This window comes from Nostoc sp., assembly GCF_036917815.1.
Classification (GTDB): Bacteria; Cyanobacteriota; Cyanobacteriia; order Cyanobacteriales; family Nostocaceae; genus Nostoc.
In genome coordinates, this window is sequence record NZ_JBALEK010000082.1 from 46,385 (window position 1) to 69,066 (window position 22,682).

The following is a 22,682-nucleotide window of genomic DNA, read 5'->3' on the forward strand; positions in this document are numbered from 1 at the left end:
TCGCAGGCAAATACCAATGACATCAAAGTTTCTTTGGTTGTGATAGTCTGACAGCTTTAGCATTAAACATCTCAAAAAAAGCTTTGCGTCGCTGTTGGGGTGATTCAGGTACGATGTAACCCCACAGACTTTCCCAGTAGAAAAAGGAAATACCGTCAAAATTGCGATCGCGCACCGCCTGAACCTGTTCTCTAATTTGGGCAATTTTCACCGGATTACCTACTGTTCCCGTTGATATACCAATTTCTACAGGAATTAAACTTTGAGCCAATTTTACAGATGGTTGTTCTAGTTGAGCGATAAAAGAGTTTTGATCATTTCGATATACCTGCAAAACTAACTCATTAACTAAACCTTTTTTTACCCAAGTTTCCCAATCTTGCAAATAGTATCTGTAGGCAAAAGCTTGATAGTTAGGGGACAAAGAAATTTTGACATTAGGTTTAACCGCCTTGACAGCTAGATAGATTTCTGCCATGAAATCAGTAATTTTATCTGCTCGCCAACGCATCCATTCTGGGTTAAAAGCGTCACTAGGGGGACTTTTGCCTTGATGTTCTTGCTGGTAGAGTTTGATAGTGAAGCGATCGTAGCCAAACTGTACAGGCATCCCAAAATGGTCGTCAAACTGAATACCATCCACATCATAATCCCTGACTACTTCTAAAATTAACCCTTGGATAAACTTTTGCACTTGTGGATGTAAAGGATTCAACCAAGCCTGGTGACTCACCAAAACATTGTCAATTTCTTCTGGTGGGGCATCTTGAATAGAATTTATACCTTCTTGGCCAATTGTTAGCCAGTCAGGATAACGCCTTGCTAATTGTGAATAATGGGGTGTCATGAACCCGTATTCAAACCAGGGAATAACTCTCAAATCTTTCTTTTTAGCAAGTGTTACTATCTTTGCTAAAATATCCTGTCCACCGTGCATGAAGTTGAGCAAAAGTTGAGTATCAGAGCCTATAGTCATTTTGGCTACAGGACTTTTATAAAAAGTATGTCCTCGGTTCCAAACTACAGGATAAATAGTATTAAACTTCAAAGCCGACAATTGATTTATAGCACGGTTAATACCCCAAGGGAAAAATAGTACACCACTAGCAACATTAGTGATCCAAACGCCGCGAATTTCTGTAGTTAAAGGACTTGTTTTTTGGGAATAAACTGGCAGTGAAGAGGGTAAAAAAACTGCTAAAGCGACTACTAAGCCCAAACAAATCAAGTAAGAAATACAACAGCGAGCAACCCGATTCATTTGTAAATTTGACCTAGTGCGATCGGAATATATATAACTACAAAATAAAGTTACAATTCTCCGGATCATGTAAAGAAATGATGATTCAGAATTCAGGAGTCAGTAGAGACGCGATTAATCGCGTCTCTCCTCCTAACTCCTGTACAGACGAGATTAATCGCGTCTGTACTAGAATCTTTCCACACCTTCAAATTGCTTGAGTGCCGATGCATTTGCGGCTTCTCCACAAGTCCGTGGTGTGGGGAATATCTTCTCAGGATTTGCTAACCCTTTAGGATTAAAAACTTGCCGCACCCATTGCATCGTTTCTAAATCAACTGGACTAAACATCTGCGGCATATAGCACTTTTTCTCTGCACCGATGCCATGTTCACCAGAAATACTACCACCGACTTGGACACAAAGTTTGAGGATTTTTCCACCCATTTCCTCTACTTGCTCTAATGCTCCCGTCACCGAATTATCAAAAAGAATTAGGGGATGAAGATTGCCATCGCCAGCATGAAATACATTAGCAACTCGATAACCGTATTGTTTACTTAATGCCTCAATCTCATGCAGAACATAAGGCAACTGAGTCCGGGGAATTACACCATCTTGTACATAATAATCTGGACTTAAATGCCCAGCCGCAGCAAAAGCCGCCTTGCGTCCTTTCCATAATTTCAATCGAGTTTCTGGGTCAGTAGCAGAAGTGACATTACGCGCACCATTCTTTTTACAAATTTCGGTAACTCGCTGTTTATTGCCTGCAACTTCCACTTCTAAACCGTCAATTTCTATTAGTAAAATAGCAGTAGCATCGCGGGGATAACAATTAGTTGCGACAACATCTTCAACTGCATTGATGCTGAAATTATCCATCATTTCCATACCACCAGGAATAATTCCGGCGCTGATGATATCAGAAACAGTTGCGCCGGCAGCTTCAATGCTAGTAAAATCTGCCAACAGCACACAAATTGATTCTGCACTTTTGAGAATTCGCAAAGTAATTTCTGTAGCAATTCCTAAAGTGCCTTCAGAACCAACAAAAACACCTGTTAAATCATAACCAGGCATTTCTGGGATTTGTCCACCTAAATCGATAATTTCACCTGATGGCGTGACAATTTTTAACCCTAAAACGTGGTTAGTGGTGACACCATATTTGAGACAATGTACGCCGCCAGAATTTTCGGCAATGTTGCCCCCAATAGAGCAGATAATTTGACTGGAAGGATCAGGAGCGTAGTAAAATCCAGCACCACTAACAGCTTGTGTTACCCAACTATTAATCACCCCTGGTTGTACAACTGTGCGTTGATTTTCCAAATCAATGCTGAGGATTTGCCGCATTAACGAGGTTACAATTAAAACAGAGTCTTTCACTGGCAAAGCGCCGCCAGATAGACCAGTGCCAGAACCGCGTGCAATGAAGGGTATAGAATACTGATTGCATATCTTCACGACTTGGGCAACTTGTTCTGTAGTTCTGGGTAACACCACCACAGCCGGACGTTGGCGATAGCCAGTTAAACCATCGCATTCATAGGTAATCAGTTCTTCGCGGCGTTGCACCACACCATTTTTGCCCAGGACAGCCTCGAATGCTTTGATAATGGGTTTCCAGTTAAGTTGTTTTTTATCTTGGGTAAGCATAGTTTTTTCAAGTTCAAGGTAGATGTATGGCGGATTGCAGGCTTTTTTCCAACGCTTTAATTACTATTGTTGCAAAAATAGCAGCTAAGAGTGAGTAAAAGGCGATCGCATGATTTGAGTAGGCACTTAACAAGGGTATTGAATGATGGTAAAATCCAATATTCTGTTAATTATGGGGTTAAAGTAACATAGATAGGACTTACGCATTAGTTACGGAATAACGAACCGCAGAGGCACAGAGGGCACGGAGAAATCAGAGTTTGAGAGATATTTTGCGTAAGTCCTAATAGAGTGAGAAATTGAACAGGAGAGGGTGAAATGACTTACCAAGTTTTAGATTCCACCTCAAAATTAATTGCCAAGCTGCAAACCCTAGCACCCGAACAGCAACAACAGGTGCTAGATTTTGTGGAATTTCTCGCACAAAAATATGCTCAACCCCAACAACCACATCAGAAACGGGTATTAGGTTTAAACCAAGGTAAGATTTGGATAAGTGATGATTTTAATGACCCTTTACCTGATGAATTTTGGTTAGGTGAAAGTGAGGAATGAAACTGTTAAACGATGCCATCATCAAATCACCTTTTATCGGCTTACCACATAAAATCTCCCATCACATCAATATAGCGTTCATCCTCATCAACCTTGACCCTTGCCATACCATTGGAAAAGTTGTCAGCTTCATTAAACTGTGGCTGGATAAACACTTGCCCTTTCTTGTCGATATAGCCCCACTTGGAACCAACTTTGACCCGTGCTAGCCCTTCGGAAAAGCTATCTGCTTTATCAAACCAGAATGGGATAACCTCACCCCCTGTCTGGTTGATATAAGCCCACTTGTCATTAATTTTGACTACTGCCAGCCCTTCGGAAAAGTTACGAGCATAATCAAACTTGGGTTCTATAACTTCCAGTCTTTTCTGGTCTTTGTAGCCCCACTTGTTGTCTATCTGGAATGGTTCTAAGTTGTTATTCATTAAGCTTACTTACCTGATAATTGCCTTGGTGTTATATAATAAGATATAAAGTATATTTTGACACATATTCCATCGAAATGAGGTTGTGAATACAAGTAGACAATCTGTAATCGCAGCCTTTCATCGCCAATCAACTAACCTAGAAATAACGCTCTCAAATACTGGATAAAATCATGGTTCAGGAAGTTCTAATCAATAATGATGATTACTATGTGCCAGATGCCAACCAGCTAGTCACTGAAGATGATACACCTGTGGACAATTTTGCTTCGGAAAAACAACAACGCCTGTTGGTTGGCTCTCTTTATAGTTCTCTACAAAGCCAGACTTTTTTAGCAGCAGCGAATGTCGGAGTTTACCATACAGACGGACAACCGGCAATTGTACCCGACGTTTTTCTCAGCTTCGATGTTCAAATGCCTGAAAATTGGTGGGAAAAACAAAATCGTTGTTATATGGTTTGGCGTTTTGGCAAACCTCCAGAAGTTGTTCTCGAAATTGTTTCTAATAAAGAAGGTGATGAACTGGGCAAAAAGCTGAAAATTTATGAACATATGCGGGCTAGTTACTACATCGTATATGACCCAAATCAGCAATTAGGAGAAAAAGTCCTGCGCGTTTATGAACTTAGGGGAACACGCTACTTTGAAACTTCAGAAATTTGGTTAGAACAAGTTGGTTTAGGCGTCACTTTGTGGGAAGGCAAATTTGAAGATAGACAGGATACTTGGTTACGCTGGTGCTACCAAGATGGTACTGTTTTGCTGACTGGAGATGAACGAGCTTCCCAGTCCGAACAACGAGCTTCCCAGTCCGAACAACGCGCTTCCCAAGCCGAACAACGCGCCAAAATCCTAGCAGAAAGGCTACGGGCTATGGGCGTAGATCCAGACACTCTATAGGACAATGGTTGTAAAGACGCAAAAAAAACTTTGCGTCTTTGCATGAGCCAAAAATTATCACGAGCTTGTACAAGTTATAAACTCATTTATCCGATGCCAAACCTTCTCTAATAAATCAGAATCATCGGCATCAAACCATTCAATTTGCGGGTATCCTCGAAACCAAGTGCGTTGTCGCTTGGCAAATTGTCGGGTATGCAAAATTGTTAATTCTTTCGCTTCATCCAAGGAAATATCCCCAGCCAAATATTGCTTAATTTCTTGATAGCCTAAAGTATTCAACAAAGACAAATCAGCGCCATATTTTTGACAAAGATTCTCCACCTCAGCAACCAAAGCATTTGCTATCATTTCCTCAGTACGCTGTTGAATCCGAGCGCCTAACTTTTCAACATCGCAATCTAAACCAATTTGCAAAATCGGATAATCGGGTGGATTTTCCCCTTGCTGTTCTGAAATTGGATATCCAGTGACGTAAAATACCTCTAATGCTCGTAAAGTTCGCACTGAGTCATTGCCATGAATTTTTTGTGCCGCAACTGGATCAACTTGTTGTAGAATTGCGTAGAGTTGGGGTTGTCCGATAGATTCCAGCTGCGATCGCAATTCTTTATGCGGTGCAACTCTCGGAATTTTCATCCCTTGGACAATGGAACGGATGTATAAACCCGTACCACCAACTAGCAACAGTGGCGTAACACCAACTGAAGCAATTAAGGCTTGTGTTTGTTCCTGGTAGTCTGCTACTGTCATTATGTCTGTTGGATCGCAGATATCTATTAAATAGTGCCGCACCAATTTTTGTTCAGCCAAAGTTGGTTTCGCCGTCCCAATATCAAACTCACGATAAACTTGACGAGAATCAGCACTCAGAATTACAGAACCCAACCGCATCGCCAAAGCCAAAGCCAAACCCGATTTCCCCGTTGCTGTCGCCCCACAAATCACAATTAATTTAGTCATTAGTCATTTCTTCCCCATCTCCCTCATCCCCCTCATCCTCCTCATCCTCCTCATCCCCCACTTCTCACGTTTCCAACAGGACTGCAACCCTAGTATAAACTTCTCTTGAAAATGCCCTACAGACGCTAACAAGGCTTTTGTGTTAGAATTTTGGAGTGTTTTTGCTTTCGTTCGCCTTTTGGCGACTTAAACCCCACGCATCAGGAGAGTTTACATGACGAGCAGTTACAGTGCCGATCAGATTCAAGTTCTGGAAGGTCTGGAAGCCGTCCGCAAAAGACCAGGAATGTACATCGGTACTACTGGACCGCGAGGACTCCACCATTTAGTTTACGAGGTGGTGGACAATTCAATTGATGAGGCTTTGGCGGGTCATTGCACCCATATAGAGGTGGATATCAACGCTGATGGTTCCGTGACTGTAACAGATGATGGTCGCGGTATTCCCGTCGATACTCACTCGCGCACCGGGAAATCGGCTTTGGAAACCGTGATGACAGTGCTACACGCCGGAGGTAAGTTTGGCGGCGGTGGCTACAAAGTTTCTGGAGGATTACACGGTGTTGGTATTTCTGTTGTTAATGCCCTATCTGAGGTTGTAGAAGTTACAGTTTGGCGAGATAAAAAAGTTTATCTCCAGCGCTATGAACGGGGTATACCAGTTACCGAACTACAAGTCAAGCCTTACAAAGAAGCTAGAACCGGAACTTCTGTTACTTTTAAACCAGATACCCAAATCTTCACTGTTAGCATTGAGTTTGATTATATCACTTTATCAGGTCGCCTACGGGAATTGGCGTATCTGAATGCAGGTGTCAAAATTACCTTTACTGACCACCGTCTGGAACTACTAAAAAGCGATACACCCAAGGTAGAATCCTACGATTACAAGGGTGGTATTAAAGAATATATCGCCTACATGAACCGCGAAAAGCAGCCTTTGCATGAAGAAATTATCTATGTGCAGGGGGAACGGAACAACGTACAAGTGGAAGTTTCGTTGCAATGGTGTACTGATGCTTATACGGATAATGTACTAGGTTTTGCTAACAATATTCGCACGGTAGATGGTGGTACGCACTTAGAAGGGTTAAAGGCGGTTCTGACTCGGACATTAAATACGATCGCTCGCAAGCGCAATAAAATTAAAGAGAATGAAACTAACCTCAGTGGCGAACACGTCCGCGAAGGTTTGACAGCCGTTATTTCCGTTAAAGTCCCAGATCCAGAATTTGAAGGACAAACCAAAACCAAACTCGGTAATACCGAAGTGCGGGGAATTGTTGACTCTCTGGTGGGAGAAGTTCTCACTGAGTATCTAGAATTTCATCCTGCCATAGCAGACTCAATTTTAGATAAAGCGATCCAAGCTTTCAAAGCCGCAGAAGCAGCCCGTCATGCGCGGGAATTAGTTCGGCGCAAATCGGTGCTGGAATCTTCGCCATTACCTGGTAAATTGGCAGATTGCAGTTCTCGTGACCCTAGCGAATCAGAGATATTCATCGTGGAAGGGGACTCAGCCGGCGGATGTTTTCATGGTGATACACTTGTAGCACTGGTTGATGGGCGATCGCTCAGTTTTAAAGAAATTGTCGCTGAACAAGCGATGGGTAAAGAGCATTTTTGCTACACCATCCGTGATGACGGTACTATCGGCGTAGAACGTATTATCAATCCTCGGATGACTAAGGCAAACGCTGAAGTTATGAAGGTGACATTAGATAACGGTGAAACCATTATTTGCACACCCGATCACCGCTTCATGTTGCGCGATCGCAGCTACAAATCTGCTGCATCATTAACATCAGATGATTCTTTGATGCCACTGTATCGTCAGATATCTGACAGAACTAAACCAGGAATTACCATTAATGGTTATGAAATGGTTTGGAGTCCACGTTCTGATTCTTGGCTGTTTACTCATTTGATAGCAGATTGGTATAACCGCTCTTTAGATGTTTACCAACTTCAAGACGGGGAGCATTGCCATCATCTTGATTTCAACAAGCATAATAATAACCCCACGAACTTACATCGGTTATCTGCCGAAGCACATCTAGCAATACACCGCGCTCACATTGAACAAACACTGCATCGGCAAGATGTCATTGAAAAGAGCCGCAAAACTCGTCAAAGCAACGAATTTCGCGCCAAGATGAGCCAAAGAATGCAGCAGCCCCAAACGCGGCAGATTTTGTCACAACAGGCAAAGGCGCAGTGGGAGGATGAAGCTTACAAAGCCTATATGACTGGTAAATGGCGAGAGTTTTATGACAATAACGAAACTTATCGTCAGCAAAACCGCGAACATCTCAATCAAGCACAGCAAAACTATTGGAATGATGAAACCAATTGCATAGCTCAAGCTCAAAAAGTTCGCAATTATTTTGCTAATAACCCACAGGCGCGTGAGACTTACTCAGTTGTAGCCAAGCAACAATGGCAAGATGAGGCTTTGTTGGCATGGCGACGAGAAAAAACACAAGAACAATGGACACCTGAATTCCGTGCCAAGCGCCAAGCTGCTTTACAGCAAACCTACTATCGCAAAACTATTGCTGCTCTCAAGCAAATCGAAGTTGAGCAAGGTGTGCTTGACTTGAATGCTTATCAAGCTTACCGTCTACAGACACGAGACAAGTCTCTGTTAAAGTTCGATACATTCTGCGATCGCTACTTTGAAGGTAATCAAGCTCTTGCTGGTGAAGCAGTAGCCAATTACAATCACCGCATTGTTTCCATCGAACATTTAGAAGAACAGGTAGACGTTTACGACATTGAAGTTCCCCATACCCACAACTTTGCTTTGGCAAGTGGTGTGTTTGTCCATAACAGCGCCAAACAAGGACGCGATCGCCGCACTCAAGCAATCTTACCTCTACGTGGTAAAATTCTTAACATTGAAAAAACCGACGACGCTAAAATCTATAAAAATAACGAAGTCCAATCGTTAATTACAGCACTTGGTTTAGGTGTTAAAGGTGATGAATTCGATTCCACCCAACTGCGTTATCACCGCATAGTTATCATGACGGACGCTGACGTAGATGGAGCGCACATCCGCACTTTGTTGTTAACATTCTTCTACCGATATCAGCGAGCGCTCATCGAACAAGGCTTTATTTATATTGCTTGTCCCCCACTGTTTAAAGTAGAGCGGGGACGTAATCATGAATACTGCTATAGCGATCGCGAAAAAAATCAAGCGATCGCCAAATTTCCCGCTAACGCCAACTATACCATCCAACGCTTCAAAGGTTTGGGTGAAATGATGCCACAACAACTCTGGGACACCACCATGAACCCAGAAACCCGCAAAATGAAGCAAGTGGAAATTGAGGACGCCGCCGAAGCCGATCGCATCTTCACAATTTTAATGGGCGATCGCGTCGCACCCAGACGAGAATTCATCGAAACCTATGGCTCTAAACTCAACTTCACCGATCTAGATATCTAATATCAATTCATCAACACTGCTCTGATAATTTGGGAACTTGGTAATGGGTAATGGGTGAAAACCTATTATCCATTGCTTTTTTTATAATTTATGGCTGTTTTCAATAGGGAAAATCAGGACTAAAAACTATGTCTTTTGGCTGATGACAAACCATAAAATTTATAAATGTTTTATTGTAGTATTTTCCATACTACAAGCTATGTCGTTAGATGAGTGAATATATCTATAAATTCATTAACTATTGTTAATAATTCTCTATCTAACAGCATTCTACACAAAGTTATGAAAGCGAGCAAAGGCATAGGAGGAAAAGCATTTAGGACTTACGCACTTTACACATTGACCATCATGTGAAAAGTCAGCTTGTTAAACTAAAAGTCTTTCCCTGCCTAGTTCCTGGGCTGCTGCCTGGGAATGCGATCAAGGTGGGCTGCTGCCTGCTTGACGGGAGGCAGCAGCCCACCACAACAGCGTTACAAGGCAGAACCTTGTAACGAGAGGTAATTCACAGTTGGCTGTCTCTGTCAATGTGTAAGTCCTAGCATTGTTCAATATTATTTTCTCATTTGGAAACAAATCATATAATTTGCTTATTGTCAATACTCTACCAAAAATCAATATTCCAGTCTTAGCAAAACTACCAACTTTATTGGAAATTTAGTCCAGATATTATTCTTTGCTCTGACTGGCTGATTAATTTCGCCCACGTAGCTCAAAGCATATTTGTTATGCTTTGAGAAAATAACTGGATATCATACATCAAACAGCAACTAATAAGTATTTTGAGGATTATTCATCATAAGATGACAGAAACTCACCGAAATAAAAGTATTTAAATTTACAATTGAGTTACGCAAAAAAGCTTTGTAACCAAATCATCAGGTAATCTTCTGAGTTCTCTGTGTTTGAGACGATGGTTAGTGGAAGCACACACCATAAGCCTGAAAACTTGTTAATATCTTCATGTGGCGTTGTGGCGATCGCTATTGTATCGTATGCATCTAATGTACTTTTGCCTAAGATATGACTATATTGGCGAGTTCGCAGGACAAATTGTTTTTGAATTGATTAAAATATCCTTGTATACAATAGGAAGAGTTTGTCAACTTTCATAGGGCTGAAATCGCCACAGTGCGCTAACGTGTGAATAAGACCGAATTAGTTAAACCTAAATTGATCTCCCATGAGATCGATCTGTCACAGCCTCAACTCCTCAGTTAAGCTAGCTAGTACGCAGAAGGTTAACTGCTTTAAGGCAAACACCACCACCGTTGTTGTATTTACCCAAGGTCAAGATCCGCTTTAGTCTCAGGAATGCGTAATTTATGAAGGAAATGTAAAAATGGGTAGATTAAAACTTCTCGTCTGAGTTAACATAAAATGCACTGTTTCTAAGTAATTAATGTTGTGTAAAATACATGAAATTCGGCAAGAGCAAGCGTACTTACTTCCTAATGTAATAAGAGCGTCACTGCAATTCCGAAAAGTGGAAAAAAATGTCAGGGTATAACTCCCGTTTTTAATGTCTTTTTGGTAAAGGTGGCTAAAGGTTGCTTAATGAATTCATGATTAATACACAAAAAGAGTGCAATTTCTGTGAAACAGGCTACAATCGGAAGAGTCTTTATAGGAAAATCTGCCAGCAATATGAACTCATTTGTATAGAGTGGCAAATTTTTTGATCGAGGCGAGTATTTTTTTTGACCAGTTAGTTGAAAGCAATATGTGATAGCAACACATATAACATTTACGAAAGTGAGCAAGTCACCTTTAGTAATTGCTGAAACTAAAGTAAAAACCTCCAACGGGAGGCGTAAAACGTCCGAAAATATCTCTGGCAAATCTGCCAAAAAGCTTATTTTCGGTTGGCAATTGGCTCGTTTAAAAGAGCATTAAACACATCTTGAGTAATTGATTCTGCAAGGAGCATGAGGAACGCGGCATGAACCAGGCTAACAACGTACTCGAAAGCATATATCAGCCTGAACTAGAAATAATGAATCAGCCTGAGCTCGAGTTAGAAGAACTCTTAATAGACGATGAAGAGGACTTGCTGATCATCGATGAAGGTGACGAGGAATTTTTAGAGCCTCAGTCTGATGAGGACGACGCAAAGTCTGGAAAAGCCGCTAAATCGCGTCGTCGGACACAAAGCAAGAAAAAGCACTATACCGAAGATTCAATTCGGCTTTACTTGCAAGAAATTGGGAGAATTCGGCTGTTGCGGGCAGACGAAGAAATCGAATTGGCGCGGAAGATAGCCGATTTGCTGGAATTGGAGAGGGTACGCGAAAGACTGTGTGAGCAGTTAGATCGCGATCCTCGAGATAGTGAATGGGCAGAAGCAGTACAACTGCCACTACCAGCCTTTCGTTATCGCCTCCATGTTGGTCGCAGAGCGAAAGACAAGATGGTGCAATCTAACCTCCGTCTTGTAGTTTCAATTGCTAAGAAGTACATGAATCGTGGTTTGTCGTTCCAAGATTTAATTCAGGAAGGCAGTCTCGGTTTGATTCGCGCGGCGGAAAAGTTTGACCATGAGAAAGGTTATAAGTTTTCTACCTACGCTACATGGTGGATTCGTCAAGCAATTACCCGCGCGATCGCAGATCAATCACGCACTATTCGTCTTCCAGTTCACCTTTACGAAACCATTTCTCGGATTAAGAAAACTACCAAGTTGCTATCTCAAGAAATGGGTCGCAAACCCACTGAAGAAGAAATCGCCACTCGTATGGAAATGACCATTGAGAAGTTGCGGTTCATTGCTAAATCTGCTCAGTTACCCATCTCACTAGAAACGCCAATTGGTAAAGAAGAAGATTCTCGATTGGGCGATTTTATTGAATCCGATGGTGAGACACCAGAAGACCAAGTTTCCAAAAATCTTCTGCGCGAAGACCTTGAAAAAGTCCTCGACAGTCTCAGCCCTCGTGAACGGGATGTTCTCAGACTGCGTTACGGCTTGGATGATGGTCGGATGAAAACCCTTGAGGAAATCGGCCAGATTTTCAACGTCACCCGCGAACGGATTCGTCAAATTGAGGCGAAGGCACTTCGCAAGTTACGCCACCCAAATCGTAACAGCGTTCTCAAGGAATATATTCGGTAGTTAATAGTCATTTGTCATTAGTCATTGGTCATTAGTGAATAAACAAAAGACAAATGACCTAGACGCACCAGCGGCTTCCCGCAGGGTAGGACAACTGACAAATGACAAACAAATAAAAACCTGGTAGTGAATTAGCACTCCAGGTTTTTTTATTTATAGGTCATCTTGGATATTAAAACTTACAGGATACCCCAAAAATGTAGGAAGCCTTGACCAGAAAAAACCTCAACCAAAATGGCTGCTGAAAAGCCAATCATTGCCAAGCGACCGTTCCAAATTTCTGCTTGTGGGGTAAAGCCCCAACGCCAAGCATTGCGATCTTCAATTACAGGAGTAGTGACTTTTGTTGTGCTTGCGTTTGTCATGGTTGGAACTCCAAATTTAATTCTTAAGGTTTATTGCCTTATGTAAACTAATATAACAAACATTTTTATAAAGGCAACATTTTTTATACTTTTGTTTCCATACCTTGACATAAATAGGAATAGCTATTTATACATATTAAAACATCTGCCTTCAGTGAGATTTACTGAGATAGAAGAAATGTTATCTAGACTTTCACCTTTATAAACAATATGGTCTTATTAAAATTAATTATCAAGTAATTTATTTACATTGCTTGCTTTCCGGCAGATTTAGTATCTTAAAATAAAAAATTATTGAAAATATAGGTCAGTAGCAGAGAATTTCCATTTCTTTTGAAGTCGAGACAAAACCAAGCTGATCGTAGATATGTTTACCATCCTCAGTGGTGTGAAGCCAGAGGCGTTTTGCGTCAGTTGTTCTCACAAAGCTGATAATTTCCTTTAATAATGCCGTCGCAATTCCCTGTCCTCGCCAGATCGGAATTGTATAAACGTTCATAATGTAGGCTTCTAAGCCTGAGAGATTGCCGTTGTAAGGGGGTCGTTGAAAAAATACCAAGCCGCCAGTGGCAACAATTTGATTATCCACTTCAGCAACCCAAGCGAAAAACTCACCTGACGGCATTTTTTCGCTAAGATATTTTCGAGTTGCTTCTGCTAGGTTTGCGGTGTCAGAGTCACCTTTAATATCCCCAGCCTCCCGCAGGAGTTCGAGACGCAGTTGGATCAGCGCCTCTAAGTCCTGCAAGTTGGCTTGTCGTAGGTTGAACATCACCCTAATTTACGATCGCACTTCGGCAACAGTGATGATTTTTTCATCGCGGTTGAGTTGGAGGATGCTTTCACCTTTGACATCTTTGCCTAAAATCGGCACTGTTTCCACAGGTATTCGCACTACCCGCTCCTTATTCGTCACTAAAGCTACTTCGCCAGATGCGTTGGCGTAGCCCGCCGTTCGCGTAGCGTCTCGTAGAGAAGGCATCGCCATGACCATCCCAGCTAAATTGTCAGTTTTGCTAGCAAATTTCAGCGCTTGCGTACCTAAATCGCCGCGATTAGCCGCTCTCAACTGACTTACAGCCATCCGTTTGGCGTATCCTTCTTGAGTAACTAGCAGCAGTTGGTCATCTTTACCGACAGTCACACAGCCAACCATTTGCTGATTTTTCAGTAACCGAAATGCTTGTAAGCCCATCGCCGTGCGACCCATGACCGGTAATTGTTCATCATTGACTGCAAAGCGCAACAGTCGCCCACCGGAACTAGCTAAAATCAGATGCTCCCCTGGAGCGGTGAACTGAGTAAACGACAATTCATCATCCTCTTTGAGCTTCAAAATCGTGATTCCGCGCCGAGTCAGGTTAGTAAATTCTTCCAGAGACAGACGTTTAATTCTTCCTTGTTTTGTTAAGAGAATCATTTGCCTAGTTTCGAGATTTTCTGGCAGCACAAAGCGGCTGACCACAGCTTCTTGAGCGCCTTGAGCAGTACTACTAAGCATAGTAATCAAAGGTTTTCCCCGTGGAGAACGTCCAGTGGTTAGGGGAATTTCTCCCACATTCACCGGATAGACTTTGCCGCTAGCGCTTAGTATTAGCAAGTCTTTCTCGGTGTTGGTCAACACAGTTTGGATAATAAAGTCATTATCGTGCAGACCATTTTCACTTTTTGACTTTTTCCCAGATGGCTGGATGCGGCGGACATAACCGCGTTGGGTAAATTCTAAAACTGCTTCTTCTGCTGGCTGTTCTAATTTTGGATTTGGGATTTGGGATTTTGGATTGTCTTCCTGGACTTTGTTCTTCTGATCCTCTACCCTAGATTTTTGCTCCTCTCCAATTTTTGTCCGCCGGGGATCGTTGTACTTGCGCTTGAGCGATCGCAAATCTTTTTTCAGCGCCTTGAGTAATTCCCGGCGATCGTTCAGTAATTGCTCTAATAAACTAATTTGTTCACTTATCTGCTCAAATTCTTGCTGCAAATTTTGCTTTTCTAAACCGGTGAGGCGGCGCAATGGCATGGACAAAATTGCATCACCTTGTACATCACTCAAATCTAGTTGGCTGCAAAGGTTAATTTTTGCCGTACTACCATCGGCAGCTTGCCGTAAAATTTCAATTACCTCATCCAAATTAGACAGCGCTTTCAGCAAACCTTCTACCAAATGCACACGACTTTGAGCTTTCCCCAACTCGTAATTGTAGCGACGGTTCAGCGTCTCTTCTCGGAAACTCAAAAATTCTTGCAACAGTTGACGCAAACTTAATTGGCGGGGTTGTCCATCCACTATTGCTAGGAGAATTGCCCCAAAAGTCACTTGTAAAGCAGTTTGGTGATATAAATGCTGGAGAATTTCTTGGGGATTGGTATCGCGTTTGAGTTCAATTACTACCCGCATTCCTTCGCGATCGCTCTCATCCCGAAGATCAGAAATTCCTTGCAAGCGCCCTTGATTTACTAAGTCCGCTACCTTCTCAATCCAGGCTGCCTTATTCACTTGATAAGGCAATTCTGTAATGATAATTGCCGTCCGGCGCTTGCTTCCCCGACTGGCTGGAATTTCCTCCAGAGTTGCGACTCCCCGCAGCAAAATTCCACCTTTACCTGTAGTGTATGCTTCCCGAATTCCCGTTTCACCCATTATTTCCCCACCAGTGGGAAAGTCTGGCCCGGGAATTAGCTCAAATAACTTCTCATCTGACAACTCTGGGTTGTCGATTAAGGCAATTAACCCATCGACCACTTCCCCCAAGTTGTGCGGTGGAACATTTGTTGCCATTCCCACAGCAATCCCAGAACAGCCATTGAGTAACAGAAACGGCAATTGAGCAGGTAGCACCGTTGGTTCTTGCTGGGAATTATCGAAATTCCCGACAAATTCCACAGTTTCTTCACCAATTTCTGTCAACATTCCCTCATGGCTGATGGGTGCGAGGCGCGTTTCTGTGTAGCGCATCGCCGCGGGCGGGTCATTATCGACGCTGCCAAAGTTACCGTGTCCTGCCAGCAAAGGATAGCGGCTAGAAAAATCCTGCACTAGCCTGACTAAAGCATCGTAAACAGATTGGTCGCCGTGGGGATGGTATTTACCCAACACATCACCCACTACACGGGCACATTTTCGATAGGGTCTATCTGGTACTAAACCGAGTTCGTGCATTGCATACAAAATCCGCCGATGCACTGGTTTTAAGCCATCACGCACGTCTGGTAGCGCTCGCCCGACAATCACGCTCATGGCATATTCTAGATAAGACCGTTGCATCTCGGTGTGCAGGGCTGTTGGAATTACCTGTCCCGTTGAGAGAAGGTTTAACTGTTTTGCCATGAGTTTTTTCCCTGAAATTTAACTACACAAAAGCCGATGGAACTCAACACTGCGGCAACCACAGCATAACGGATCAAATAAACTTATCCGCAATATTTTGATAGTCGCAGAAGAAAAAGCAGTAGTATCATCCTTGCTGGCGAGGATGCAATTGACTATTAAAAAGGATGCAGACGACTATAATCTACATAAACTTAGTAGCCATGATACTTACCGAAGAAGAATTCAGGAGCCAGAATCGAGAATGGATTCTGTGGGACTGGATAGAGAATCGAAGTTTAGAGCAAGGGATTTTAAACGCGCGTGTTCGCTCTTAGCGTCTCCCCTTCTCCCAAAGGGAGAGGCTAGCGCCAAGGGAGAAGAAAAAATTCTTTCCGTGACTCTTACCCCTAACTTGACTGCTGGGGTATTCTGAATTCTGAATTCTGTCTTCTGACTCCTTCTGATCATGATTGCATTTGTTAATTTTGAATTCTGGAATTCTGGAATCTCCTCACCTCTATAACTTAAATTCTCATGAAAACTGTTTTAATTGTCGAAGACGATCTAATTAATGCTCGTGTTTTTTCCAAAATTTTGTCCAAGCGTGGCGGCTTGGGTGTAAAACACACTGAAAATGTCGAAGAAGTCATAAAAATTGCCCAATCAGGAGAAGCCGACCTGATTTTGATGGATGTTTCTCTGTCCAGAAGTGTTTATCAAGGTAAATCTGTTGATGGAATCAAGATTACACAGATGTTAAAATCTGATCCAAAAACAGCAAACTTACCTGTTATTTTAGTCACGGCACATGCTATGGAAGGCGATCGCGAGAACTTTCTCAAGCAAAGCGGTGCTGATGGCTACATTTCTAAGCCAGTTGTTGACCATCAACAGTTTGTTGACCAAATCCTCGCACTTCTACCCACAGACAAACACTGAAAATTAACAACTTATTTCAGGAATACTCGCCCGCTAATATTTTTGGGCGACTAGTTCCTGTAATGGTTAGTATATATGTACTATGAAAAGGTACTATTAAGCAAGTGGGGAATCGGGAATGGGGAATCGGGAATGGGGAATCGGGAGAATGAAAAATTACCTCTTTTCCATCTACTCCCTACTCCCTACTCCCTACTCCCTACTCCTATTGCGTAGGCCGTTGTTCAGGAGCTGATGATGAATTTTCTCGTTGCAATAGGGCTGCTTGAATACGGGGTAATTCTAGGAATTTTTTCGTATCAGACAGTAGGCGATCGCCCCAGAGGTTCTCTTTGAGGAAATTCAAATTAGCATAGCGCGAATCGATACGGAGTGCAGCTTCTCCCAAGGTTATTCCTTTTTGACGATCGCCTTTACTATACAGTGCGACTGCCAAGGCCAATAAAGGTTCTGCGGCTTGCTTCTCAAGGGTTATAGCAGATTGCCATCGCTTAATCGCTTCGGGGGTATTACCCTGTTCGTAGTTGATTAAGCCAATATTGTTGAGCGCTGGCCAGAATTTTTTATCTTGGGAGACGGCTTTATCGTACTGCGCGATGGCATCTGGCAATTTACCCAGCAGGTAGTAAGCATTACCCAAATCAAATAACCCTTCTGGATCATTGGGTTTTAACTTTAAACCATCTTGATAATTGACAACAGCAGCCTGGTAATTTTTCTGCTGAAAATTAGCTGAACCCAACGCAAACAAAATATCACCATTTTTGGGGTTGAGAGATTGCGCTTTTTTCAGGCTGGCGATCGCCCCGTCAAACTCTTTAGTTTGCAACTGCAATCCACCTAACAGCAACCACACCTTATCATTCTTCGGAGCCAGTTGACTAGCCAGCCGCGCTCGTGGCAAAGCTAAATCAATCTGCTGAAACTGAGCTAGTTGAGCCGCCTCTTGTGCCAAGCTCAACCCCTGTTTCTCTAACTTTGTCCCATCTAGTTGCAGTGTATGGGGTATTAATGCCTGCGCGTTAGCGGCTTTTGGCATACTCCACAAACTACAGACCATTAGAAAAGAAATCAAACGAACATATTTAGGCACACTACCGCCTTTAAGCCACTAATCAAAGAATCTTTCAGCTAGCTTAAACGATCTGCGCTGTTGACGGTAGCAAAATCTTACGTCATTAGCTCTTGACATCCCCATAACAAAAGAAATACATTAATAAGTATCCACTTACTTATTTATGGCTCGTATACCCAGAATCACCAATCAGCAAATCTTAGAAGCGGCTCGTCAAATTTTCTTACAACAAGGATTTGGTGCTTCAACCTTGGAAATTGCTCAACAAGCTGGTATTTCGGAAGCTTCAATTTTCAAGCGATTTTCAACGAAAGAAGAATTATTTTTTGCGGCGATGGGAATTCCAGAAAAACCCCCCTGGGTGAACGAGTTGGAATCTCTTTGTGGCCAAGGCAATCTCAAAGAAAACCTCACCAATATTTGCTTCCAGATTATGGAATTCTATCGTGAGGTGCTGCCTCTGATCATGATGCTGCGATCGCGAGGCAATGCCCTCCCAGAACTTAGAGGTAAAGAACCAAGACCGATACTAGATGTCAAAGTACTAACTGCTTTCTTAGAGCGGGAGATCAACCAACATCGGCTTCGCCCTTGCGATCCCCAGACAGTGGCTCATATCTTAGTCGGATCGTTAATGAACTACGTTTTTTTAGAGCAGATGTTGTCCCAAGTCAATATACCAACTGCGGAATTACCAATAGGAACTTACTTAAATTCTGGAGATAGCCCCACGGAAATATCAGTATTTGTATTGAGTCTTGTGGATATTATCTGGCAAGGAATTGCACTAAGTCAGGATTAGAAAAACTTATGACTTTAGTCATAGAGCAGTGTGGAATTACTAATGACTTTGGTCATACATCGGTTTAGAGTTTTTGAGTGATAATTAATATGTATGAATTGATACGATGAGGTAGATATCAGACATCTTAATGCTAAAACAAAAGCAAATGTCTAAATTGCTGAATCGGAACCTAAGTAGAATAGAACTTGAATCTAAATAAGGAGTCAATTGTATGTTGAAACCAAACCGTGTATCGATAGTTTTAGCTGCTGCTGCCCTGATCGTTGTTCCCACTCTCTTAACTGCGCCTGCAAGTGCCCAGACGAAAGCCTACGTTGTTGCTCAAAGCGATCAAGGTAGGGATCGCGACGGCAGATCCAATTCTGGAGACTGGAACCGCGACGGCAGATCCAATTCTGGAGACTGGAACCGCGACGGCAGATCCAATTCTGGAGACTGGAACCGCGACGGCAGATCCAATTCTGGAAACTGGAACCGCGACGGCAGATCCAATTCTGGAGGAGTCAGAAACCCTACAGATCAGAGTAATTGGAACCATAACCACGAATACAATGGCAGAGCAGCCAGACTTGGCAATGGTGACATCAGATTGGCTAGTGGGAGAATTATTTATGGTAGAGACTTAGTCAAACTTCGTAATGGTTACTACAGACTTCCTGATGGAGTTATTCTTGGTCCCCATCTGGAATTTTTTGCTCCTGGCTACGTAATTCCTGCTCCTAGACCGCTAATCCAAATAAATCTTTAAAGTGTTGCGATTTTGCCCTTAAACTCTTTTTTGTGAAAATACTAAAAACCCAAGAAATTGTCAGTATATGGCTACCAGGCTATAGTTTTAGGCGTAAATAACTAGCTCGGTAGCCGTTCTTTATAGACAAAGTGGATATGCAGATTGATACACCAAATACCGTAGATTCCCCAGTTCCACTTCCAGAGGTCAAGAAAAAAAAAGGCAGACGTAATTGGCTTTCTTGGTTAATTGCTCTTTGCCTTTTGGGTGGAATTGGCTATGCAGTTTATTACCAAGTAACAGTTGCTCCCCGTCAAGAAGCCAGACGCCGGGTGCTGACAAACCCTGTACAAAGGCAGAGTTTAACAATCACAGTTTCAGCGAACGGAACAGTGAAGCCTGAACGGTCAATCAACCTCAGCCCGAAAAATTCAGGCATCTTGAAAAGACTGTTGGTGAAGGAAGGGGATCTGATCAAACAAGGACAAATTGTTGCCTATATGGATGATTCCAACCTGCGGGGGCAACTTACTTCTGCTCAAGGACAATTGGCACAAGCCGAGGCAAATCTGCAAAAAGCGATCGCAGGTAATCGCCCTCAAGATATTGCTCAATCACAGGGAGCCTTAGACGAAGCCGAGGCGAATCTGCAAAAGGTACAAACAGGTAATCGCTCTCAAGATATTGGCCAAGCACAGGCACAATTACAAAATACTCAAGCCGCTCTCAGTAAAGCAGAAGATAATTTTTTCCGCAATCAACAACTATACAAAGCAGGTGGTATTTCCCTTCAGACTCTCAACCAAACCCGTGCAGATCGTGATGGCGCCCAAGCCACGGTAAATGCAGCAGAGCAAGCACTGGGGTTGCAAAAAGCTGGGTCACGTCCAGAAGACATCGACCAAGCCAGAGCTGTGGTGAGGCAGAGACAACAATCTTTGGCACTTTTGAAAGCAGGATCGCGCCAAGAAGATATTGACGCAGCCCGCGCCCAGGTAACATCTGCTCGCGGCTCCCTGCAAAACATCCAAGCCGAAATCAATGACACAATCATTCGCGCACCTTTTGATGGTGTGATGACAAAGAAGTATGCTGATCCAGGCGCTTTTGTGACACCCACAACTGCCAGTAGTGAAGTAGCTTCTTCTTCTTCTTCTTCAATCTTGTCTCTAGCTTCCACAAATGAAGTTGTCGCCAGTTTAGCAGAAACAAATATTTCCAAAATCAGCCTTGGTCAAAAAGTCTCCATTAAAGCAGATGCCTACCCAGGAAAAACCTTTGAAGGTAAAGTCAGCCAAATTGCTGCCCAAGCAGTAGTAGAGCAAAACGTCACCAGTTTTGAAGTGAGAGTATCACTTTTGGACCCTGAAAGGCTACTACGGTCTGGGATGAATGCGGAAGTAGATTTTCAAGTCGGTCAAGTTCAAAATGTTCTAGTAGTGCCAACAGCCTCAGTGGTGCGCCAAGAAAATGCTACGGGTGTGTTTGTGGCAGGAAAGAATAACAAACCTGTGTTCACTCCCATTGAGACTGGCGTTACCGCGAATAACTTTACCGAAGTTAAATCTGGATTGACAGGAAACGAAAAAGTATTGCTCAGTTTCCCACCAGGATCGCGTCCGCAATCAACACCACGAGGAGGGATTTTGCCTGGTATGGGAGGAGGCGGAGGAGCCGGTGGCGGCAGAGGTCGTTCCGGCGGTGGTTCTCCTCCTTAAAGAAAGAATTCAGGAGTCAGATTCAGGATGAATTCGAGTCCGACTAGCGGATTAATCTGTGGGTTTTTGATTCTGAATTCTGAATTCTGAATTCTCCATTCTTCTTTAAATAAAACCTGATGTTTAAGATATTTAAGGGCTTTTACAAAGCTAAGAATACCCGCACAGTACCATTGCTGGAAATCTTGACAATGGCGGCAGAGACTCTGTGGAGTAACAAATTACGCACAAGTCTAACTATGTTGGGTGTGATTATTGGGATTTCTTCAGTCATTGCCATTACTTCTGTTGGTCAGGGAGTGCAAAAGGGAGTTGAGCAACAGATACAAGCATTGGGTACAGATGTGATCCAAATTTTGGCGGGTGCGGCAAGAAGCGGGAATGTCCGTCAAGGAGTAGGTTCCAGCAGCACCTTGACTTGGCAAGATGCGAAAGCGATCGCTACCCAAGCCCCATCAGCCCAGATGGTTTCTGCTTATCTCCAACGCAGCGCCCAAGTTGTATATGCAGGACAGAATACCTCAACAACTATTTATGGCACAGATTTAAACTACCCAGAAGTCAGAAATACCCACCCCCAGGAAGGGAGATATTTTACTCAGGAAGAACTAGATACTGCCGCACAGTTTGCCATTCTTGGCCCCACAGTCCAAAAAACACTCTTTGAACAGGGTGCCAATGTCATCGGCGAGAAAATTCGGATTCAGGGAGAGGCTTATGAAGTAATTGGGATAATGGAACCTAAAGGTTCTCAGGGACCGATGGATCGAGATGACCAGATTTTCATCCCTCTCACTACTATGTCAAAGAGACTGGTTGGTAACAATGCACTGGTAGGAGTTTCTGTCAATGGAATTTTAGTCAAAGGCGCTAATCAGGAGCAGTTAGAAGCCGCTCAGTTTCAAGCCACCAATCTCTTACGGCTGCGTCACAATATTTATCCGCCCCAAGCTGATGATTTTCGGCTGACTAATCAAGCTGATATTGTGAGTACCTTTACTAGTATTGTGGGTTTATTTACAGTAATGATAGTAGCGATCGCGGGAATTTCTCTAGTGGTTGGTGGCATTGGTATTGCCAACATTATGCTGGTTTCTGTGGTTGAGCGGACGCGAGAAATCGGGATTCGCAAAGCCGTAGGAGCTACAAATTCAGCAATACTTAACCAATTTTTAGCCGAAGCGATCGTGATTTCCATTGTCGGCGGATGTATTGGGATGGCGACTGGTATTTTATTAGCCTTTATAGCTGCAAGCACTTTCAAATTTCCCTTCGTAATTTCTTTATTGTCGATCATTGCTGGCTTTGGACTCTCATTGAGCGTTGGCTTAGTCGCTGGGGTGATTCCAGCACGTAACGCATCCAAATTAGATCCAATCACCGCTTTAAGAAGCGACTAAATAATTCGTAATTCGTAATTCGGG

At 42.9% G+C, this 22,682-nt stretch carries 17 protein-coding genes; 9 read left to right on the forward strand and 8 right to left on the reverse strand.

The window, feature by feature from the left end:
- Nucleotides 1–22 precede the first annotated feature (22 nt).
- The gene (locus V7K97_RS24585) at nt 23–1,261 is read right to left on the reverse strand and encodes a glycoside hydrolase family 10 protein (protein ID WP_334803604.1); all 1,239 of its coding nucleotides are present in this window, start codon (nt 1,259–1,261) and stop codon (nt 23–25) included.
- A 168-nt stretch (nt 1,262–1,429) separates the two neighbouring features.
- Nucleotides 1,430–2,902 carry a glycolate oxidase subunit GlcD gene (glcD, locus tag V7K97_RS24590; RefSeq protein WP_334803605.1) on the reverse strand — a complete coding sequence of 491 codons (1,473 nt, stop codon included), beginning with the start codon at nt 2,900–2,902 and terminating at the stop codon, nt 1,430–1,432.
- A 318-nt stretch (nt 2,903–3,220) separates the two neighbouring features.
- On the opposite strand from glcD, the gene vapB reads away from it, so the two are divergent.
- Complete coding sequence (gene vapB, locus V7K97_RS24595) at nt 3,221–3,457, forward strand: type II toxin-antitoxin system VapB family antitoxin (protein WP_334803606.1); 237 nt, start codon at nt 3,221–3,223, stop codon at nt 3,455–3,457.
- A gap of 41 nt (nt 3,458–3,498) precedes the next feature.
- Here the strand turns inward: vapB and V7K97_RS24600 are convergent, their stop codons facing one another.
- The gene (locus tag V7K97_RS24600) at nt 3,499–3,882 is read right to left on the reverse strand and encodes a WG repeat-containing protein (RefSeq protein ID WP_334803607.1); all 384 of its coding nucleotides are present in this window, start codon (nt 3,880–3,882) and stop codon (nt 3,499–3,501) included.
- Nucleotides 3,883–4,055: 173 nt separating this feature from the next.
- Here V7K97_RS24600 and V7K97_RS24605 point away from each other — a divergent pair, with 173 nt between their 5' ends.
- Nucleotides 4,056–4,784 carry a Uma2 family endonuclease gene (locus V7K97_RS24605; RefSeq protein ID WP_334803608.1) on the forward strand — a complete coding sequence of 243 codons (729 nt, stop codon included), beginning with the start codon at nt 4,056–4,058 and terminating at the stop codon, nt 4,782–4,784.
- Nucleotides 4,785–4,841: 57 nt separating this feature from the next.
- On the opposite strand, the gene miaA is transcribed toward V7K97_RS24605, so the two are convergent.
- Entirely contained in the window at nt 4,842–5,747 is a 906-nt protein-coding gene (miaA, locus tag V7K97_RS24610; protein ID WP_334803609.1) for a tRNA (adenosine(37)-N6)-dimethylallyltransferase MiaA, read from the reverse strand.
- A gap of 214 nt (nt 5,748–5,961) precedes the next feature.
- On the opposite strand from miaA, the gene gyrB reads away from it, so the two are divergent.
- Both gyrB and rpoD read left to right on the forward strand, forming a co-directional pair.
- Nucleotides 5,962–9,204, forward strand: a complete 3,243-nt coding sequence (gene gyrB, locus V7K97_RS24615; protein ID WP_334803610.1) for a DNA topoisomerase (ATP-hydrolyzing) subunit B — start codon at nt 5,962–5,964, stop codon at nt 9,202–9,204.
- A 1,942-nt stretch (nt 9,205–11,146) separates the two neighbouring features.
- Complete coding sequence (rpoD, locus tag V7K97_RS24620) at nt 11,147–12,316, forward strand: RNA polymerase sigma factor RpoD (RefSeq protein ID WP_196525044.1); 1,170 nt, start codon at nt 11,147–11,149, stop codon at nt 12,314–12,316.
- Between the two features lie 179 nt (nt 12,317–12,495).
- Here rpoD and V7K97_RS24625 read toward each other — a convergent pair whose 3' ends face one another.
- The 3 genes from V7K97_RS24625 to gyrA all read right to left on the reverse strand — a co-directional run bounded on the left by V7K97_RS24625 (nt 12,496) and on the right by gyrA (nt 16,009).
- A complete protein-coding gene (locus V7K97_RS24625; protein ID WP_069073374.1) occupies nt 12,496–12,681 on the reverse strand; it encodes a chlorophyll a/b-binding protein in 186 nt (61 codons plus the stop codon).
- A 307-nt stretch (nt 12,682–12,988) separates the two neighbouring features.
- Nucleotides 12,989–13,453, reverse strand: coding sequence for a GNAT family N-acetyltransferase (locus V7K97_RS24630; protein WP_334803611.1), 465 nt, complete (start codon nt 13,451–13,453; stop codon nt 12,989–12,991).
- Between the two features lie 9 nt (nt 13,454–13,462).
- Nucleotides 13,463–16,009, reverse strand: coding sequence for a DNA gyrase subunit A (gyrA, locus tag V7K97_RS24635; RefSeq protein ID WP_334803612.1), 2,547 nt, complete (start codon nt 16,007–16,009; stop codon nt 13,463–13,465).
- 516 nt (nt 16,010–16,525) lie between these two features.
- Here gyrA and V7K97_RS24640 point away from each other — a divergent pair.
- Nucleotides 16,526–16,930 carry a response regulator gene (locus V7K97_RS24640; RefSeq protein ID WP_334803613.1) on the forward strand — a complete coding sequence of 135 codons (405 nt, stop codon included), beginning with the start codon at nt 16,526–16,528 and terminating at the stop codon, nt 16,928–16,930.
- A 205-nt stretch (nt 16,931–17,135) separates the two neighbouring features.
- On the opposite strand, the gene V7K97_RS24645 is transcribed toward V7K97_RS24640, so the two are convergent.
- On the reverse strand, nt 17,136–18,023 hold the full coding sequence (locus V7K97_RS24645; RefSeq protein WP_334803614.1) for a tetratricopeptide repeat protein: 888 nt from the start codon (nt 18,021–18,023) through the stop codon (nt 17,136–17,138).
- Between the two features lie 145 nt (nt 18,024–18,168).
- On the opposite strand from V7K97_RS24645, the gene V7K97_RS24650 reads away from it, so the two are divergent.
- From V7K97_RS24650 to V7K97_RS24665, 4 genes are all read left to right on the forward strand, one after another.
- The gene (locus V7K97_RS24650) at nt 18,169–18,807 is read left to right on the forward strand and encodes a TetR/AcrR family transcriptional regulator (protein ID WP_334803615.1); all 639 of its coding nucleotides are present in this window, start codon (nt 18,169–18,171) and stop codon (nt 18,805–18,807) included.
- Between the two features lie 214 nt (nt 18,808–19,021).
- Nucleotides 19,022–19,558, forward strand: a complete 537-nt coding sequence (locus V7K97_RS24655) for a hypothetical protein (protein WP_334803616.1) — start codon at nt 19,022–19,024, stop codon at nt 19,556–19,558.
- A gap of 137 nt (nt 19,559–19,695) precedes the next feature.
- A complete protein-coding gene (locus V7K97_RS24660; RefSeq protein ID WP_334803617.1) occupies nt 19,696–21,258 on the forward strand; it encodes an efflux RND transporter periplasmic adaptor subunit in 1,563 nt (520 codons plus the stop codon).
- A 119-nt stretch (nt 21,259–21,377) separates the two neighbouring features.
- Entirely contained in the window at nt 21,378–22,658 is a 1,281-nt protein-coding gene (locus V7K97_RS24665) for an ABC transporter permease (protein WP_442936906.1), read from the forward strand.
- The last annotated feature ends 24 nt before the right edge of the window (nt 22,659–22,682 follow it).

Bases quoted from the DNA above. Each gene is read 5' to 3' on its own strand.
- vapB (WP_334803606.1), top strand. From the start codon at position 3,221: ATGACTTACCAAGTTTTAGATTCCACCTCAAAATTAATTGCCAAGCTG.
- rpoD (WP_196525044.1), top strand. From the start codon at position 11,147: ATGAACCAGGCTAACAACGTACTCGAAAGCATATATCAGCCTGAACTA.
- V7K97_RS24630 (WP_334803611.1), bottom strand. From the start codon at position 13,453: ATGTTCAACCTACGACAAGCCAACTTGCAGGACTTAGAGGCGCTGATC.
- gyrA (WP_334803612.1), bottom strand. From the start codon at position 16,009: ATGGCAAAACAGTTAAACCTTCTCTCAACGGGACAGGTAATTCCAACA.
- V7K97_RS24660 (WP_334803617.1), top strand. From the start codon at position 19,696: ATGCAGATTGATACACCAAATACCGTAGATTCCCCAGTTCCACTTCCA.
- V7K97_RS24665 (WP_442936906.1), top strand. From the start codon at position 21,378: ATGTTTAAGATATTTAAGGGCTTTTACAAAGCTAAGAATACCCGCACA.
- gyrB (WP_334803610.1), top strand. From the start codon at position 5,962: ATGACGAGCAGTTACAGTGCCGATCAGATTCAAGTTCTGGAAGGTCTG.
- V7K97_RS24655 (WP_334803616.1), top strand. From the start codon at position 19,022: ATGTTGAAACCAAACCGTGTATCGATAGTTTTAGCTGCTGCTGCCCTG.
- glcD (WP_334803605.1), bottom strand. From the start codon at position 2,902: ATGCTTACCCAAGATAAAAAACAACTTAACTGGAAACCCATTATCAAA.
- V7K97_RS24585 (WP_334803604.1), bottom strand. From the start codon at position 1,261: ATGAATCGGGTTGCTCGCTGTTGTATTTCTTACTTGATTTGTTTGGGC.
- V7K97_RS24605 (WP_334803608.1), top strand. From the start codon at position 4,056: ATGGTTCAGGAAGTTCTAATCAATAATGATGATTACTATGTGCCAGAT.
- V7K97_RS24625 (WP_069073374.1), bottom strand. From the start codon at position 12,681: ATGACAAACGCAAGCACAACAAAAGTCACTACTCCTGTAATTGAAGAT.
- miaA (WP_334803609.1), bottom strand. From the start codon at position 5,747: ATGACTAAATTAATTGTGATTTGTGGGGCGACAGCAACGGGGAAATCG.
- V7K97_RS24650 (WP_334803615.1), top strand. From the start codon at position 18,169: ATGGCTCGTATACCCAGAATCACCAATCAGCAAATCTTAGAAGCGGCT.
- V7K97_RS24600 (WP_334803607.1), bottom strand. From the start codon at position 3,882: ATGAATAACAACTTAGAACCATTCCAGATAGACAACAAGTGGGGCTAC.
- V7K97_RS24640 (WP_334803613.1), top strand. From the start codon at position 16,526: ATGAAAACTGTTTTAATTGTCGAAGACGATCTAATTAATGCTCGTGTT.